20 protein-coding genes are annotated in these 14535 nt (G+C 71.2%); 14 read left to right on the top strand and 6 right to left on the bottom strand.

Translation table 11 applies throughout. The features are described 5' to 3' along the window. Positions 1-101: 101 nt before the first annotated feature. The 4 genes from AB0M82_RS15535 to AB0M82_RS15520 all read left to right on the top strand — a co-directional run bounded on the left by AB0M82_RS15535 (position 102) and on the right by AB0M82_RS15520 (position 3991). Positions 102-1097, top strand: coding sequence for a LacI family DNA-binding transcriptional regulator (locus tag AB0M82_RS15535; RefSeq protein ID WP_364721888.1), 996 nt, complete (start codon positions 102-104; stop codon positions 1095-1097). A gap of 103 nt (positions 1098-1200) precedes the next feature. Further along, on the top strand, positions 1201-1464 hold the full coding sequence (locus AB0M82_RS15530) for a hypothetical protein (protein WP_364721886.1): 264 nt from the start codon (positions 1201-1203) through the stop codon (positions 1462-1464). An 83-nt stretch (positions 1465-1547) separates the two neighbouring features. Continuing rightward, on the top strand, positions 1548-3038 hold the full coding sequence (locus AB0M82_RS15525) for an alpha/beta hydrolase (protein ID WP_364721885.1): 1491 nt from the start codon (positions 1548-1550) through the stop codon (positions 3036-3038). An 83-nt stretch (positions 3039-3121) separates the two neighbouring features. Then, entirely contained in the window at positions 3122-3991 is an 870-nt protein-coding gene (locus AB0M82_RS15520) for a GDSL-type esterase/lipase family protein (RefSeq protein ID WP_364721883.1), read from the top strand. 134 nt (positions 3992-4125) lie between these two features. Here the strand turns inward: AB0M82_RS15520 and AB0M82_RS15515 are convergent, their stop codons facing one another. Beyond that, positions 4126-4353, bottom strand: coding sequence for a hypothetical protein (locus tag AB0M82_RS15515; RefSeq protein WP_364721881.1), 228 nt, complete (start codon positions 4351-4353; stop codon positions 4126-4128). A gap of 131 nt (positions 4354-4484) precedes the next feature. Here AB0M82_RS15515 and AB0M82_RS15510 point away from each other — a divergent pair, with 131 nt between their 5' ends. After that, positions 4485-4925 (top strand): GNAT family N-acetyltransferase, encoded by a 441-nt coding sequence (locus AB0M82_RS15510; RefSeq protein ID WP_364721879.1) that lies wholly within the window; start codon positions 4485-4487, stop codon positions 4923-4925. A gap of 2 nt (positions 4926-4927) precedes the next feature. On the opposite strand, the gene AB0M82_RS15505 is transcribed toward AB0M82_RS15510, so the two are convergent. Then, positions 4928-5587 (bottom strand): hypothetical protein, encoded by a 660-nt coding sequence (locus AB0M82_RS15505; RefSeq protein ID WP_364721877.1) that lies wholly within the window; start codon positions 5585-5587, stop codon positions 4928-4930. Positions 5588-6090: 503 nt separating this feature from the next. Between AB0M82_RS15505 and AB0M82_RS15500 the strand changes: the two genes are divergently transcribed. Further along, positions 6091-7278, top strand: coding sequence for a lytic murein transglycosylase (locus tag AB0M82_RS15500; protein WP_364721875.1), 1188 nt, complete (start codon positions 6091-6093; stop codon positions 7276-7278). Positions 7279-7283: 5 nt separating this feature from the next. Continuing rightward, positions 7284-7547 (top strand): hypothetical protein, encoded by a 264-nt coding sequence (locus tag AB0M82_RS15495; RefSeq protein WP_364721873.1) that lies wholly within the window; start codon positions 7284-7286, stop codon positions 7545-7547. Between the two features lie 159 nt (positions 7548-7706). Here the strand turns inward: AB0M82_RS15495 and AB0M82_RS15490 are convergent, their stop codons facing one another. Then, positions 7707-8477, bottom strand: coding sequence for a TetR/AcrR family transcriptional regulator (locus AB0M82_RS15490; RefSeq protein WP_364721871.1), 771 nt, complete (start codon positions 8475-8477; stop codon positions 7707-7709). A gap of 67 nt (positions 8478-8544) precedes the next feature. Here AB0M82_RS15490 and AB0M82_RS15485 point away from each other — a divergent pair, with 67 nt between their 5' ends. The 4 genes from AB0M82_RS15485 to AB0M82_RS15470 all read left to right on the top strand — a co-directional run bounded on the left by AB0M82_RS15485 (position 8545) and on the right by AB0M82_RS15470 (position 11738). Then, on the top strand, positions 8545-8958 hold the full coding sequence (locus tag AB0M82_RS15485; RefSeq protein ID WP_364721869.1) for a DUF1992 domain-containing protein: 414 nt from the start codon (positions 8545-8547) through the stop codon (positions 8956-8958). A 143-nt stretch (positions 8959-9101) separates the two neighbouring features. Continuing rightward, positions 9102-10223 carry a metallophosphoesterase gene (locus tag AB0M82_RS15480; RefSeq protein ID WP_364721867.1) on the top strand — a complete coding sequence of 374 codons (1122 nt, stop codon included), beginning with the start codon at positions 9102-9104 and terminating at the stop codon, positions 10221-10223. A gap of 64 nt (positions 10224-10287) precedes the next feature. After that, entirely contained in the window at positions 10288-10929 is a 642-nt protein-coding gene (locus AB0M82_RS15475) for a DUF998 domain-containing protein (protein WP_364721865.1), read from the top strand. Positions 10930-10943: 14 nt separating this feature from the next. After that, the gene (locus AB0M82_RS15470; RefSeq protein WP_364721863.1) at positions 10944-11738 is read left to right on the top strand and encodes an alpha/beta hydrolase; all 795 of its coding nucleotides are present in this window, start codon (positions 10944-10946) and stop codon (positions 11736-11738) included. Here the strand turns inward: AB0M82_RS15470 and AB0M82_RS15465 are convergent. Both AB0M82_RS15465 and AB0M82_RS15460 read right to left on the bottom strand, forming a co-directional pair. Continuing rightward, positions 11735-12067: a hypothetical protein gene (locus AB0M82_RS15465; RefSeq protein ID WP_364721861.1), complete on the bottom strand. Its 333-nt coding sequence runs from the start codon at positions 12065-12067 to the stop codon at positions 11735-11737. The genes AB0M82_RS15470 and AB0M82_RS15465 overlap by 4 nt on opposite strands. After that, positions 12064-12189: a hypothetical protein gene (locus AB0M82_RS15460; protein ID WP_364721859.1), complete on the bottom strand. Its 126-nt coding sequence runs from the start codon at positions 12187-12189 to the stop codon at positions 12064-12066. Before AB0M82_RS15460 ends, AB0M82_RS15465 begins: the two co-directional genes overlap by 4 nt. 30 nt (positions 12190-12219) lie before the next feature. On the opposite strand from AB0M82_RS15460, the gene AB0M82_RS15455 reads away from it, so the two are divergent. Further along, positions 12220-12738, top strand: coding sequence for an O-acetyl-ADP-ribose deacetylase (locus AB0M82_RS15455; RefSeq protein ID WP_364721857.1), 519 nt, complete (start codon positions 12220-12222; stop codon positions 12736-12738). A 28-nt stretch (positions 12739-12766) separates the two neighbouring features. Further along, positions 12767-13414, top strand: a complete 648-nt coding sequence (locus tag AB0M82_RS15450; RefSeq protein WP_364721855.1) for an HAD family hydrolase — start codon at positions 12767-12769, stop codon at positions 13412-13414. Here AB0M82_RS15450 and AB0M82_RS15445 read toward each other — a convergent pair. Next, a complete protein-coding gene (locus tag AB0M82_RS15445; RefSeq protein WP_364721853.1) occupies positions 13404-13871 on the bottom strand; it encodes an NUDIX domain-containing protein in 468 nt (155 codons plus the stop codon). The genes AB0M82_RS15450 and AB0M82_RS15445 overlap by 11 nt on opposite strands. A 138-nt stretch (positions 13872-14009) precedes the next feature. Here AB0M82_RS15445 and AB0M82_RS15440 point away from each other — a divergent pair, with 138 nt between their 5' ends. Then, the gene (locus tag AB0M82_RS15440; RefSeq protein WP_364721851.1) at positions 14010-14453 is read left to right on the top strand and encodes a DoxX family protein; all 444 of its coding nucleotides are present in this window, start codon (positions 14010-14012) and stop codon (positions 14451-14453) included. Positions 14454-14535: the final 82 nt, after the last annotated feature.

Here is a 14535-nt window from a genome sequence, read left to right as displayed (position 1 = left end):
TAGCAGCACCCATCGGTCAGGGCAAATCGCGGGAAATCGATTACCGACACGCTATGGTGTTCCGGAAGCACGGTCGACGACTCAAGTGAACGAGGACGCGGGTGGCGACGATCTCGGATGTGGCGGCGCTGGCCGGGGTCTCGACCGCGACCGTGTCGAGAGCACTCAACGGCAAGTCCACCGTGGACCCCGTGCTGGCCGAACGCGTGGCCAGGGCGGTGACCGAACTCGGCTACACGCCGAACGGCCTGGCGCGCAGCCTGCGCCGCCGCGAGACCGCGGTACTGGCGCTGATCATCTCCGACGTCGAGAACCCCTTCTTCACCGCGATCGCGCGCGGGGCCGAGGACACGGCGCAGGCCGCCGGCTTCTCGGTGATGCTGTGCAACTCCGACGAGAACGCCGCCAAGGAGCACCGGTACGTCGAGGTCGCGGCGCAGGAGCGGCTCGCGGGCGTGATTCTGTCGCCGACCACCGGCGACAGTGACGTCCGGCCGCTGACCGCGCACCGGACGCCCATCGTGACCGTCGACCGGCGGCTCGGCTCGGCGGACTGCGACGCGGTTCTCGTGAACTCCCGCGCCGCGGCGTGCGAAGCCGTGCTGCACCTGGCCGCACAGGGCTACGAACGGATCGGCTGCGTCGCCGGCCCGCCGGGCATCACCACGGCCGACGATCGGCTCGACGGTTACCGCGACGGACTGCGCACGGCGGGCCGGAAATACTTCGCGAACCTGGTGCACCGCTGCGAATTCCGGGACATCGGCGGCCACGAGGCCGCGACACGGCTGCTGACGGATCCCGAGCCACCGGACGCGCTCCTGGTGTCCAGCAGCCCGATGTCGGTGGGCGTCCTGCGGGCCATGGCCGAACGGGGCCTGCGGTCGGGTCGCGACGTCGGGATCGTGTCGTTCGACGAAGCGCCGTGGGCGACGCTGATCTCGCCGGCGTTGACGGTCGTCGCCCAGCCGGCCCACGCGATGGGCCAGCTGGCGGCCCGCCTGCTGCTCGACCGCATCGGCGAGCGTGGTGCCCGCCCGGCGACCACGACGACGCTGTCGGCGCAGCTCATCGTCCGCGGCAGCTCGACCCGCTGAACCCGGCACTTTCAGCCGAGATCCGCGGCTCGCCGGATCCACCCCGGCCAAGGAGCGCCAGGACGGCTTCGCGAAGGGCGTCGAGGGCCGCGGCATCGACATTGTGACCACTGTGGACGGTGACTGGCTGCGCGAGAAGGGCCGGCAGCAGGCGGACGCCGGTGTCATGCTCGCGCCGATGGGACTGGCCACGACGGTGTTCGCGCTCGTGGCCGGCCGGCTGCTGTCCCGCGGCCGCACCGTGGACCCGGCGACCGGGTTCGGCTGGGCCTCCGGCGTGCTGGGCGCGGTGTGCGCGCTCGGCTCGGTGGCCACCCCGTGGCTCCGGCGGGCGGAACGTTCGTCCACAGTGGACGTCAGGGCGTGATTCACCTGGGAACCTGGCGGGATCACCGGAATGGTGATTTGCTGGAGCCGGTCAACCACTGTCGGTGCGGGGAAGGGCTGGCGATGCTGGGGGTACACAAGCGGCTGCTGACGGCCGCGGCGGCAACGGCGGTATTGGGCAGCCTGCTGACGGCGGCGCCCGCGTCGGCCGCGGAGTCCGTCAACTGGCAGCCGTGCGCCGACGCGCCCGGCGTCGACTGCGGCACGGTCACCGTGCCGATCGACTGGGCCCACCCGGACCGGGGCACCACGACCATCGCGCTCGCCCGGCGCAAGGCGACGGACCCGCAGGCCCGGATCGGCTCGATCCTGATGGACCCGGGCGGCCCCGGCGGGCCGGGCGCGGGTGAGGTCAAGGCCGGCTGGACGCTGTCGGCCGAGATCACCAAGCGGTTCGACACCGTCGGCTTCGACCCGCGTGGCGTCGGGGATAGCACCCCGATCCAGTGCGGGCTCGACGAACTCATCGCCGATCACCCGGAGGTGCCGCGCAACCAGGCCGAGTTCGAGCAGCTCGCGGCGTACAACCGGAAACTCGGCGAGAGCTGCGACCGGATCACCGGGCCGCTGGCCCACTTCGGCGACACCAAGAGCGTCGCGCGGGACATGGACGCCATCCGCGTCGCGCTCGGCGAACGGAAGCTGACCTACTACGGCGTTTCGTACGGCACGCTGATGGGCCAGCAGTACGCCGAGCAGTTCCCGGACAAGGTCCGCGCGCTCGTGCTCGACAGCAACATGGACCACTCCCAGTTCACCGCGTGGGACTTCCTCAACAGCGAAACCCAGTCGGTGCAGGCGGAGTTCCGCGAGTTCACCGCCTGGTGCGACCGGACGCCGAGCTGCGCGCTGCACGGCCAGGACGTCTCCAAGGTGACACGTGACCTGCAGGACAAAGCCGCGCGCGGCGAACTGAAGGACCCGCGGAGCGGCGAGCCGGTCACGCCGCTGACCCTCGCCTCGATCATCCAGGGCAGCTTCTACGGCCCCAGCTGGGATCGGCTCGCGTCGGTGTTCAAGTCCTTCGCGGACGGCACCGGAACTTCGGCGCAGCTGAGCGCGGACACCCCGGTCAACAACGTCTTCCAGAGCGTCTTCTGCGACGACTGGCGCCTGCCGGTGCACAACTTCGCCGAACTGGAGACCTACCGCCGGGCGGCCGCGGCGCTCGCGCCGGACGTCAAGATCAACTCGCTGGGCTGGGCGGCGGTCACCGGCTGCATCGGCTGGCCGAACCGGACCAGCAACCCGCAGCACCCGCTCCAGGTGCACGGCGCACCGCCGCTGCTGATGGTGAGCAGCCGCCACGACCCGGCGACGCCGTACGCGTGGTCGCAGGCGGCGGCCCGGCAGAGCGGCAGCACGCTGCTCACCTACGACGGCTGGGGCCACGGCGCGTACTTCAAGAACAGCCAGTGCGTGACCAAGGCGACCGACGACTACCTGATCAGCGGCAAGCTCCCGGCCAAGGGCACGCACTGCGCCGCGGTCGAGCCGGGCACTCCGCAGGCCCGGATCGCCGGACCGAAACCGCCGTCGACGATCGGCTTCTGACGCCCGAAAGCGTGGCCGGAACCGGGGTGCCTGGGGCACAATCGGTTTCGGCCACGCGACGGTGCGGGGAAGGGGATCCGGACATGCGGTTCAGGCACAGGACTTTCCGCCGATTCCTGGCCGGCGCGGCGGTAGCCGTCGCGGTGAGCACCCTGCTGACGGCGCCCGCGGAGGCGACCGCCTATCACGGCCGGTACCTCGCGCTCGGCGATTCCGTCGCGTTCGGTTACCGCCCCGGCGCCGTCACACCTCCTTCGGACTACCTGAACGCGGCCAACTTCAGCGGCTACGCGGAGAAGTACGCGGCGCTACGCAAGCTTCGGCTCGCGAACGCGTCCTGCCCCGGCGAGACGACGGCGAGCATGCTGACCGCCGGCGCGCAGAGCAACGGCTGCGAGAACTCCCTCGGCTCCCCGAGCGGGTACCGCACGTTGTTCCCCTTGCACGTCGCCTACGCGGGCACGCAAATCGACTACGCCGTGCAGTACCTGCGCGCGCACCCCGACACCCGGCTGGTCACGCTGACCATCGGCGCCAATGACATGTTCCTGTGCCAGAACACCACGCCGGACCACTGCACCGGGCCGGACTTCCAGGCCGCGCTCGGCCAGGTGAGCCGGAACCTCGCCGCGATCCTCGGCGCGGTGCGCGAACGCGCGCACTACCGCGGTGAACTGGTACTCGTGTCTTACTACTCGCTCGACTACCGCGATCCCGCGCAGGTCACCCGGGTGAAGGCGATCGATGCCGCGGTGGCCGGGGTGACGCGTCGTTACCGCGGCACTGTCGCCGACGGCTTCACCGCTTTCTGGCTGGCTTCGCTGCGCGCTGGTGGTGACCCGTGCGCGGCCGGGCTGCTGATCAAGCTGCCTGGTGGTGGCTGCGATGTTCATCCCACCGCTGCTGGGCATCGAGCGCTGGCCACCGCACTCGCGGTCGCCATTCATCGCTGAGTTTCCGCTGGGTGCAAAGATTCGGCTTCGCCGCGGTGTGGGGAATCGGTGCCGCTGTGATTGCTTGTGGTCGTGGTCGGCAGCGCCGATTCCGGTTTCCTGCCGCTCTTCTCGTTCGGGGTAAGTCGACGGGCCTACCGGTGCTTGCGCCGCCAAAGCCCGGTGACCACGGCCAACGCGCGGGCACGCGGTGACGGGACGCGCGCGGCAGCCGGCTCCGGGCCGATCCGGCGGCGCATCCGATAGGCGAGTTCGAGCACCTCGAGGTCCTCGGGACGGCGCCTGCCGTGGACATCCGGCCGGAGCATCAGCTCCCCCACCGTGACGGGCCTGCCACTGGCACGGTGCGCCGTGCGCGCCATCGGGAACCTCCACGTGTTTCGGCCGGCCGGGACCTCGATCCTATGAATCGGATTCGGGTTCGTCACCCTTACTGGCCAGTTGTGTCCGGTCTGTCCATCGAACCGGTCAACCCGCACGTTAGCCTCGTCGCGTGATCACTATTGGGGGCCTCGTCACAGAAGACCGCGCGGCCTGGGAAAACCTGTTCGCCGGCTACAACACGTTCTACGGCAGGACGCTCGCACCGGAGTGGATGGACCGCGCGTGGCGGGAGTTCGGGAGCGGCGAGCGGATGCACGCGCTGGGCGCGCGGCTCGACGGCGAACTCGTCGGCATCGTCCACTTCTTCACCCACGTCAGCACCACCTCCGCCGACGTCTGCTACCTGCAGGACCTCTTCACCGACACCAAGGCTCGCGGACAGGGCGTCGGCCGGGCCCTGATCGAAGCCGTCGCCGACTGGGCGCGGGCGCGGGGATGCGTTCGCGTCTACTGGCACACGCAGACGTCGAACACCACCGCGCGGCGCCTCTACGACCAGGTCGCGCTCGACAAGGGGTTCATGCAGTACCAGATCCCGCTCGAGTCGTAGCCTCAGCGGCGGTGACGGCCACCGCCACAGCCGTGGTGCCCACCGCCCGGAAACCCGGCCGGGCGGCGGCCCGAAAAGGTCATCTGGTGGTCCGGGACGGCAGGACGCCCGCGCGACCACATCGGGACCTCCGGGATCTCGTGCCGCACCGAAGGCGCCGCGGCACGCGGCGGCTTCGGTTTCGCCATCGCCTTGGCCTTGCCCACGACCTGGACCGCCCTCGCGAGTTTCCCGCGACGACCCGGGGAACTTCCGGAATTCGTTTCCGGATCTACGACGGCCGGGGTAATAACGGGCGGTTCGGCGGACGGCGCTACGGATTCCGGAGTCACCTTGGCCGGCGGGATGACGACGTCCGCCGGCAACGGCACCAGCGCGACCGGCAGGGGTTCCAGACCCGCCGGCGGCCGGGCCGGGCCCGCGCTCCGCTCCACCGGCATCGACACCGCCGCGCTGACCCCGCCGGTCAGTGCCAGCGCGCCGGCGACCACGGAGATCACCCGCAGCCGGGCCAGAGAACGGAGGACCTGCGGTTTCTCCCGGTGCCGCGCCCGCGGGAGCACCAGCGTGTCCTCCGAGCCGAAACGGTCGCGCGGCGCGGCCGACCGGCCCAGCAGCTCGGCGACGGTGACTTGCTCTCGGCGCGGAGCCGTACGTGCCATCAAACCCTCCACCTTGGGCCGACCGGACGTCGGCGGCGCGTCCGGTCGGCAGATCATAGGAATCGTTCAGGTTCGTGTAAAGGCTCGTTCACCACCGTCAACCGAGCCGGCCACCACGGGCCGAGGTGCTCGGCAGGCGTCAGCGGCCCGATCGCCTTGGCGTCGAAGGCCCGCGTGACCGCGTCCCGGCAAAACTTTCAGCGCGACGCCGTCGGATCCGCTCGTCCGGCGGTATTCTCCGGACGGGACGCGCCGCGGGGATCGCCGTCCCCGGCGTCGCTTGGGCGAAGCGAGCTGAGCGTACCGTCAAGTCCTCGTGAATGTGACAGATTCAACCGAAGGTTTTGTGCCATTGGGATGAACTTCTTCGTCACGCCTCGATTTCCCTGTTCCATTCGCCAAAGTTCGGTTCCATCGGATAGCTTGCTCCTACCGGTCAGTACCGGTGGGTGAGGCCGATCGGGTGAGGCGATCAGCGGAGATCGAGGGAAGCGGGGACGAGCATGCCGAAACATCGGCCACGTCGCAGGAGCACGCGTTCGGTCCGCCGGACGGCGGCCGCGCTCGCCGGTGGGGCGCTCGTCGTGCTGCCCACGCTGACCACCACGGGCCTGCCCGCGCCGGTCGTCGTCGCCGACGCCGGGACCGGGACCGCCCTGCCCGACCAAGCCGCTCCGGCGCAGCAGCCGAACATCGTCATGCCCCCGATCGCCGTCGACGGCAGCCTGCCCCAGCCGCCGCTGCCCCAGCCGCTGGTCGTGCCGGGCGGGCGGGCCGGCTCGGCGGGCATCTCCGGGCCGCTCGGCATCCCGGCGAGCATGCTCAGGGCGTACAAGAACGCCGCCGAGATCATTGCCAAGGAGCAGCCGAACTGCCACCTCGACTGGGCGCTGATCGCGAGCATCGGCCGGATCGAGTCCAACCACGCGCGCGGCGGCTACGTCAACGCGGCGGGCGACACCCTGGAGCCGATCCTCGGCCCGGTGCTCAACGGCGCCGGCGCGTTCGCCGCGATCGCGGACACCGACGGCGGCAAGTACGACGGTGACACCCGGTGGGACCGCGCGGTCGGCCCGACGCAGTTCATCCCGTCGACATGGCGTGGCTACGCCTCCGACGGCAACGGCGACGGCGTGTCGAACCCGAACAACATCTACGACGAGGCACTCGCCACCGCGCGCTACCTGTGCTCGGGAGGACTGGACCTTTCGACGGACGCGGGCCAGCGCATCGCCGTGCGCCGCTACAACAACTCGCAGTCCTATGTGGACACCGTGATGGCGTGGGCCGCGGCCTACCGTGGCGGCGTGGCCCAGCTGCCGGACAGCGAGGTGCCGATCGGCGCGCCCGACGCCCCGGACGCCGCCGCGGCGGGCGGCCCGGTCGGCGCGCCCGCACCGCCCGCACCGCCGGCCCCGCCGGTGGTCGTCCAGCCGCCGGGCTCGCTGCCGGGCACGACGACGCCGCCGGGCAGCACCACACCGCCGTCGACGCCGGGCTCCACGACGCCCACGACGTCCACCAAGCCGACTACTCCGACCACTCCGACCACTCCGACGACGCCGACCACCCCGACGACGCCGGCGAACACGGACGGCACCACACCGCCGGCCACGACGTCGACCGCGGCGTCCCCCGCCGCCTCGACGGACTCCCCGACCGAATCCACGACCACCAGCCCGACGGGGTGAGCCCGGTGGAGCCGTTCCTGGTGCACATCCGCTGCGACACCGACGGCTACACCCATGCCGTCACCGAGGACGAGTTCGCGGCGGGACGGCACGACGGGCGGTTCCGGGCGGTGTGCGGGCACGTGGTGCTCGCGGCGCCGATGATCGAGGCGCCCGGCCGGTTCGACCCGGTGTGCCGGGACATCCTGCGCGGCGAGCCGCCGGCACCGTCGGTGCCGTCGGTGCCCAGGCAGGAGCGGCGCCGGTCGCGGTGGCGGAGCCGGCACTAGTGTCGCGCGCGTCCGAGGTTCGTTGACAGGGCCCGACGTTGCGCCCCAATGTGGCATTGGTTGCGTCTGACGCACCGAACGCCACATTGGGTGCGCTCAACGCACCCAACGCCACATTGGGGCGCTCGGCCCGAACGTCGAACAACTTGCGACGCGGCGCTAGCCGACCATGGCCTGGATGCCGTCGAGCATGCGGTTCAGGCCGAACTCGTACGCCGAGTCACCCTGTGCCTTCGCGCTCTGGTCGAACCCGCCGCCGAGCCAGATCCGGTTCATCGCCGGGTGCGCGTCGACCACGAAGTACTTCTCCCAGAACGAAGACCGCTGGTGCCACCACGCGTCGGTCGACTGGCCGGTGCTGCGCTCGAGGCGGGTGTTCTCCGCGCCGAGCGCGGCGTTCGCGTCGACGTACGTGCCGATCCCGTTGGCCGCCGCGACCGCCTGCCGCGGCGGCAACCCCAGATCGTCCATGATGGACAGCAGGTACTCCTGCCCGGCCAGCTGGCCGGGCCCGAGCGGCGGCCGGACCCGCGACACCTCGCACAGCCACGGGTGGGCACGGTAGGCCTCCCGGGTCCGCTCGGCGTACAGCGCCACCTGCTCGCGCCAGTCCCCGGGCCGCGGCTCGCCCGGCCCGGGCAGCCGCCGGGAGACGAGCACGTCGTCGACCATCAGATCCACCAGCTCGGCCTTGCCGGGCACGTAGGTGTAGAGCGTCATCGTGCCGGCGCCGAGTTCCTTCGCGACGCGGTGCATCGACGCGGCGGCCAGCCCGTCGGCGTCCGCGACCGCGATCGCCGCGGCGACGATCCGCTCGACCGTCAGCGTGGGCCGGCGGCCCCTCGTCGGTTCGGCGGAACCGCCACGGGCGCGCCAGAGCAACGCGAGCGTCCGGTCGACGTCCTCGGCGCCAGTGCGTTCGACGGTCATGCGCTCCCCTCGCTCCTCCGCCGGCGATCCTACCCGGACAGGGCTCCCCACCTGGCACTCTGGAAGCATGACCCGACGCAAACCGCCCAAGGTCTCCTTCCGCTGGTGGGTCGACCGGCAGATCGACGAAGCCCGCGCCCGCGGCGAGTTCGACGACCTGCCCGGCACCGGGAAGCCGCTGCCGAAGCCCACCGGCAACGACGCGGCGACCGACTGGGTGCTCCGGCAGGTCCGGGCCGGCGGCCACGACACGAAGGAGTTGCTGCCACCGGCACTCGCGCTCAAGCGCGAAGTCCAGGACCTGCCCGGACGGCTCGCCGGGGAGCGCACCGAACGGCAGGTGCGGGAGCTCGTCGAGGACCTCAACGAGCGGATCCGCCTGGCCTACCGCACCCACCTCGGCGGGCCGCCGCTCACGGTGGCGCTGGTGGACGTCGAAGAGGCCGTCGAGGATTGGCGCCGCTCACGAGCCACGCCGTAGCAGTGCCCGTTCCGCCGCGACGGCAGCTGCCGCAGCATCGGCAGGCAGCCGGCGAACAGCGAGCTCCCGGACTCCTGCTGCTGCTGTGGTCGGGTCAGTAACGAACGGCGCAGTAACAGCCCGATGGGCTGTAACCTGGTTCGATGAGAGGTCAACTAGTCGTCGTGCCGATCCTGGCGCTGCTCCTGCTGTTCGCCGTCCCCTGGTGGACGCTCGTGCTCGCGCCGGACTGGGGCGTCGCGGGCACGATCGCCGGCACCGCGCTGTTCGCGCTGGGCCTGGTGGCCATGCCGGTCGCCATGGTCCGCGGCCACGGGAAGCGCCAGCGCGACGGCGCCGCGCGCCTCGGCGACTCGCTCCTCGCCGTGATCTGGGTGCTGTTCAGCTGGTCCGTGCTGAGCCTGGTGCTCCGGGTCGCGCTGCTCGGCGTCGACGACCCGGCGCGGTCGCGGATCGTCGCGGGCGCGGCCGCGCTCGTCGCCGTCTCGCTGCTCGTGCACGGCAACCGCGTCGCCATGCGCGTGCCGCCGGTGAAGGCGGTCGACGTCGTCATCCCGCGCCTCGGCCCCGGCCTCGACGGCCTGCGCGTCGCCGTGCTGACCGACACCCACTTCGGGCCGATCGACCGGACGAAGTGGTCGGAGAACGTCGTCGCGGCGGTGAACGCCCTGGAGGCGGACGTCGTCTGCCACGCCGGCGACCTCGCCGACGGCTCGGTGGCGCGGCGCCGCAAGCAGGTCGACCCGCTCGGCGGCGTCCAGGCCGGGCTCGGGCGGTTCTACATCACCGGCAACCACGAATACTTCGGCGAGGCGCAGGCCTGGCTCGACCACATGGCCGCGCTCGGCTGGGACACCCTGCACAACCGCTCGACGCTGCTCGAACGCGGCGGCGACCGCATCCTCTTCGCCGGCATCGACGACCCGACCGGCACCGCGTCCGGCCTGCCCGGCCACGGCCCCGACCTGGCTCGCGCGCTGGACGGCGCTCCCGCCGACGTCCCGGTGGTGCTGCTGGCGCACCAGCCGAAGCAGGTGACCCAAGCCCGCGAGGCGGGCGTCGACCTGCAGATCTCCGGTCACACGCACGGCGGGCAGATCTGGCCGTTCCACTTCCTGGTGCGGTTCGACCAGCCGACGCTGTCCGGCCTGACCCGGCACGGCCCGACCCAGCTGTACAACAGCCGTGGCACGGGGTTCTGGGGCCCGCCCTTCCGGATCTTCGCGCCCAGCGAGATCACGCTCCTCACCCTGCGCCGTTCCTGAGGTCCAGCCACCGACAAATTTTTTTGTCTTGACAGTTTTGACCATCGGGTGTCAGGCTGTCCGCATGACCGCGACCGTGCTTCCCGCTCCCGCCACCTCGTCCACCCGAACCCTGCTGACCTGCGGGATCCTCGCCGGTCCCGGCTTCGTCCTCACCGGCGTCCTCCAGGGCCTGACCCGCGACGGCTACGACTTCACCCGGCACCCCGCGAGCGTCCTGTCGAACGGCGACCTCGGCTGGCTCCAGATCACGAACTTCGTGGTCCCCGGCCTGCTCACGATCGCCGCCGCGGCCGGGATCCGGCGGGTGCTGCCCGGCCGGTGGGGGCCGAGACTGCTCGCCGTCTACGGCCTCAGCCTGCTCGGCGCGGGCGTGTTCCGCGCCGACCCGCAGGACGGCTTCCCTCTCGGCACACCCGCCGGGCCGCCGGCGTCGGTGACCTGGCACGGCACGCTGCACTTCGTCTGCGGGGGCATCGGTTTCGCGGCTTTGATCGCGGCCTGCTTCGCGATCGGTTCGCACCTGACACCCGCGCGGGCGTGGTACTCGCGGATCAGCGCGTTGCTGTTCCTCGCGGGCTTCGCGGGCGTAGCGTCCGGATCGACGAGCCCGGCCGTCACCCTCGGCTTCTGGGCGGCCGTGGCGATCGCCTGGACGTGGCTCGCCACGACGTCCGCCCACCTGACGCGGCGCGCCGTCGCCTGATTAGGAGAACTCCCATGAGCACCATGATTTCCGCCGACGGCACGAAGATCGCCTACACCAGCATCGGGTCCGGCCCCCCGCTCGTCCTCGTCGACGGCGCGATGTCCTACCGCGGCTCGTCGATCAACGACGCGCTGGCGAAGGAACTCGCCACGCACTTCACCGTCTACACCTACGACCGCCGTGGGCGCGGCGAAAGCACCGACACCGGGCCGTACACGGTCGGGCGCGAGGTCGAAGACCTCGCCGCGCTCATCAAGGAAGCGGGCGGGGAGGTGTTCCTGTTCGGCATCTCCTCGGGTGCCGCGCTGGCGCTCGAAGCGGTCAACCATGGCCTCCCGGTGACGAAGCTGGCGCTGTACGAACCGCCGTTCATCGTCGACGACACCCGCCCCCGCGTCCCGGCCGACTACCCGGCCCGGCTCAATGAGGCGCTGAAGCAAGGAAAACGCGGCCAGGCGGTCAAGATGTTCATGACCGAAGGCGTCGGCCTGGGCAAGGCGACGGTGGCGATGATGCGGCTCATGCCGTTCTGGGCGAAGCTCAAGCGGGTGGCCCACACGATCCCGTACGACACGACGGTGATGGGCGACCACCAGTCGGGCCGTCCCCTGCCGGCCGCCTGGCCGGAGGTCAAGATCCCGGCACTGGCGATCGACGGCGGCCGGAGCCCGGACTGGATGCGCAACAGCGTGGCGTCGCTGGCCAAGGTCCTGCCCGCGGCGGAGTACCGGACACTGCCGGATCAGACGCACATCGTGAAGGCGCCGGCGCTGGCCCCGGTGCTGACGGAGTTCTTCCTCGGCTAGGCGGCGATCGTCCGCACCCAGACGGGAAAGGGCCGCGGCGGCGGCGGTTCGGGCTCGGAGGCCGCGACCGGCTCGAGCGCGGTCCACGGCACGAAGCCGGGGCTCGGATCGGCGAGGAACGCCTCGACGATCGACGCCAGATCACCGGTCGGCTCGTATCCGACCCCGAAGAGCAACTCGTCGGGCCGGAGCGACGAGAGCGAGGACTTGAGGGCGCCGACCTGCTCGTCGTGCCAGACGTAGAAAGTCGCGGGTCCGGCCGGGCGCAGGCGCACGTCGAGGGCCTGCGCGACGGCTTCGAAGGCGGCGACGACCTGTTCGGTCGTCACTTCGGCCCGTCGCGCCGATTCCACCCGAGGTGCCAGGTGTTCTGCCGCGCTTGGGCGCCCGGGTCCGCCGGTGCCAGGAGATATTCCTCGGTCGCCAGCTCCGCGATGAAATCCAGCAGCACCGAGCCAGTATCTCCGGCAGCATCGGTTCTATGCGCATCCGGATCGTCGACGCCGACATCACCACCCTCGAGGTCGACGTCGTCGTAAACGCCGCCACCTCCTCGCTGCTCGGTGGGGGCGGGGTCGACGGGGCCATCCACCGCAAGGGTGGCCCCGAGATCCTCGCCGATTGCCGGAAGCTGCGGGCCGGGCACTACGGGCGAGGACTGAAGACCGGCCAAGCCGTCGCCACCACTGCCGGGAAGCTGCCCGCCCGATGGGTCGTGCACACCGTGGGCCCGGTGTGGTCGACGACCGAGGACCGCTCCGGGCTCCTGGCCGACTGCCACCGCAACGCCTTGAAAGTCGCCAGGGAGCTCGGTGCCAGGACCGTCGCCTTCCCCGCCATCTCCACCGGGATCTACCGCTGGCCCCTGGAGTCGGCTGCCGAGATCGCGCTCACCGCCGTCGCCGAAGCCGAACCTGGCACGATCGAAGAGGTCGTCTTCGCCCTACGCGGCGAAGACGCCATGCGGGCCTTTCGGGCTCGTCACAACTCCCTTGCCTGAACGATCACCTAGCGGGCAGGGTGCAGTTGTGCCCACCCGCGCCCTGGTCTTCGACTTCGACGGCACGCTCGCCGACACCGAGTCCGCCGTCCTGCGGTGCTGGCAGGAGACCTTCCGCGAACACGGCGCCGAACTGCCGTTGGAAGCTTGGTACGCCGTCATCGGCACGCAGCACACCACGCCCGCGATGTTCGCGCTGCTCGCCGAGTACGCCCCGGGCATCGACCCCGAGGCGCTGCGCCCGGTCACGAAAGCCCGGGTCATGGAGCTCCTCGTCGCCCTCGGTCCCCGCGAAGGCGTCCTCGGCTACCTCGAGGCCGCGGCCGGGCACGGCCTCAAGCTGGCCGTCGCCTCCAGTTCGTCCGGGGCCTGGGTGAACCCGCACCTCGAACGGCTCGGCATCGACGGCTACTTCGACGCCGTCCTCACCGGGGACCGGCACCGGGCCAAGCCGGACCCGGACCTCTACCTCGCCGCACTCGATGCGCTGGGCGCCGACGCGGGCGAGGCCATCGCCTTCGAGGACACCCCGCACGGCGTCACCGCCGCCAAGGCCGCCGGGCTGACCTGCGTCGCCGTGCCCAACGCGATCACCGAAAGCCTCGACTTCGGCCAGGCGGACGTCGTGCTGCCGTCGTTCACCGCGAAGCCGCTGGAAGCGCTGCTCAGCCGCTGACCAGCGCCAGCAGCCGGTCCAGGAACGGCAGCTGGCCCTTCACCAGCTTCTCCCGCGCGGTGGCCAGATCGAACCACTCGACGCGGTCCACCTCGGGGAACTCCTGCAGCTTCCCCGAGCGCGGCGGCCACTCCATCGAAAACGTCCCGGGCACCACCGCGGCCGGGTCGAGGTCCGCCTCGACCGCCCACGCCGTGACGACCTTGCCGCCCGACTGCTTCACTTCGCCGAGGGAGACGTACTCGCCGTCGGGCGCGGGCAGGCCCAGTTCCTCCTCGAACTCGCGCCGCGCCGCCCGCTCCGGCGGCTCGTCCGGATCGAGCTCGCCCTTCGGCAGCGACCACGCGGCCGCGTCCTTCTTCGCCCAGAACGGCCCGCCCATGTGCCCGAGCAGCACTTCGACGGCGTCGCCCCGCCCGCGGTGGACCAGGAGCCCGGCACTGCGCTTACCCGCCATGTTTACCCGCCATGTTCACCCGCCATCCACCCAGTCTGCCGAAACCCGGCCAAGATTTTTTCGCGAGGGTGTCGATCCGGCCGGGGCCCGGTCGACGCGTAGGCAGAAGGCAAGGAACCCAGGGAAGGAACCCCCACGATGACCACCACCACCGCGCCCAAGACCACCGCCACCACCGCTCAGGCCAGGACCAACCCGGTCACCGGTGTCGTCGTCTCCGCGAGCCGGATCGTGATCTCGTTCCTGTTCGGCTTCCACGGCCTGCAGGGATTCGGCTTCTTCGGTGGCATCGACGGCCAGGGCGGCGGCGTCCCGTTCGGCTCGTTCCCCGGCTGGTGGGGCAGCGTGCTCGAACTCGCCGGCGCCGTGCTGCTGCTGTTCGGGCTCGCCAGCCGGGCCGCCGCGCTGCTGCTGTCCGGCGTGATGGCCTACGCCTACTTCACCGTGCACGCGCCGATGGGCCTGCTGCCGCTGCAGAACATGGGCGAGCCCGCCGCCGTCTACTCGTGGATCTTCCTGCTGTTCGCGGCGATCGGCCCGGGCCGCTACGCCGTCGACACGCTGATCAAGCGCCGCCGCTGAACCGCGAAAGTCCGTGAATGTCGCATTGAGGGACTTGAAGTCCCTCAATGCGACATTAACGGCTGTGGGGGTGGGGGCAGTG

Source organism: Amycolatopsis sp. NPDC051128, assembly GCF_040682715.1.
In the GTDB taxonomy this organism is placed as follows: Bacteria; Actinomycetota; Actinomycetes; order Mycobacteriales; family Pseudonocardiaceae; genus Amycolatopsis.
This window is presented reverse-complemented; position numbering and strand designations above follow the sequence as displayed.

Excerpts from the sequence above, each read along its gene's own strand:
- AB0M82_RS15525 (WP_364721885.1), top strand. The coding sequence starts at position 1,548 with ATGCTGGGGGTACACAAGCGGCTGCTGACGGCCGCGGCGGCAACGGCG.
- AB0M82_RS15520 (WP_364721883.1), top strand. The coding sequence starts at position 3,122 with ATGCGGTTCAGGCACAGGACTTTCCGCCGATTCCTGGCCGGCGCGGCG.
- AB0M82_RS15515 (WP_364721881.1), bottom strand. The coding sequence starts at position 4,353 with ATGGCGCGCACGGCGCACCGTGCCAGTGGCAGGCCCGTCACGGTGGGG.
- AB0M82_RS15505 (WP_364721877.1), bottom strand. The coding sequence starts at position 5,587 with ATGGCACGTACGGCTCCGCGCCGAGAGCAAGTCACCGTCGCCGAGCTG.
- AB0M82_RS15500 (WP_364721875.1), top strand. The coding sequence starts at position 6,091 with ATGCCGAAACATCGGCCACGTCGCAGGAGCACGCGTTCGGTCCGCCGG.
- AB0M82_RS15490 (WP_364721871.1), bottom strand. The coding sequence starts at position 8,477 with ATGACCGTCGAACGCACTGGCGCCGAGGACGTCGACCGGACGCTCGCG.
- AB0M82_RS15485 (WP_364721869.1), top strand. The coding sequence starts at position 8,545 with ATGACCCGACGCAAACCGCCCAAGGTCTCCTTCCGCTGGTGGGTCGAC.
- AB0M82_RS15480 (WP_364721867.1), top strand. The coding sequence starts at position 9,102 with ATGAGAGGTCAACTAGTCGTCGTGCCGATCCTGGCGCTGCTCCTGCTG.
- AB0M82_RS15475 (WP_364721865.1), top strand. The coding sequence starts at position 10,288 with ATGACCGCGACCGTGCTTCCCGCTCCCGCCACCTCGTCCACCCGAACC.
- AB0M82_RS15470 (WP_364721863.1), top strand. The coding sequence starts at position 10,944 with ATGAGCACCATGATTTCCGCCGACGGCACGAAGATCGCCTACACCAGC.
- AB0M82_RS15455 (WP_364721857.1), top strand. The coding sequence starts at position 12,220 with ATGCGCATCCGGATCGTCGACGCCGACATCACCACCCTCGAGGTCGAC.
- AB0M82_RS15445 (WP_364721853.1), bottom strand. The coding sequence starts at position 13,871 with ATGGCGGGTAAGCGCAGTGCCGGGCTCCTGGTCCACCGCGGGCGGGGC.
- AB0M82_RS15440 (WP_364721851.1), top strand. The coding sequence starts at position 14,010 with ATGACCACCACCACCGCGCCCAAGACCACCGCCACCACCGCTCAGGCC.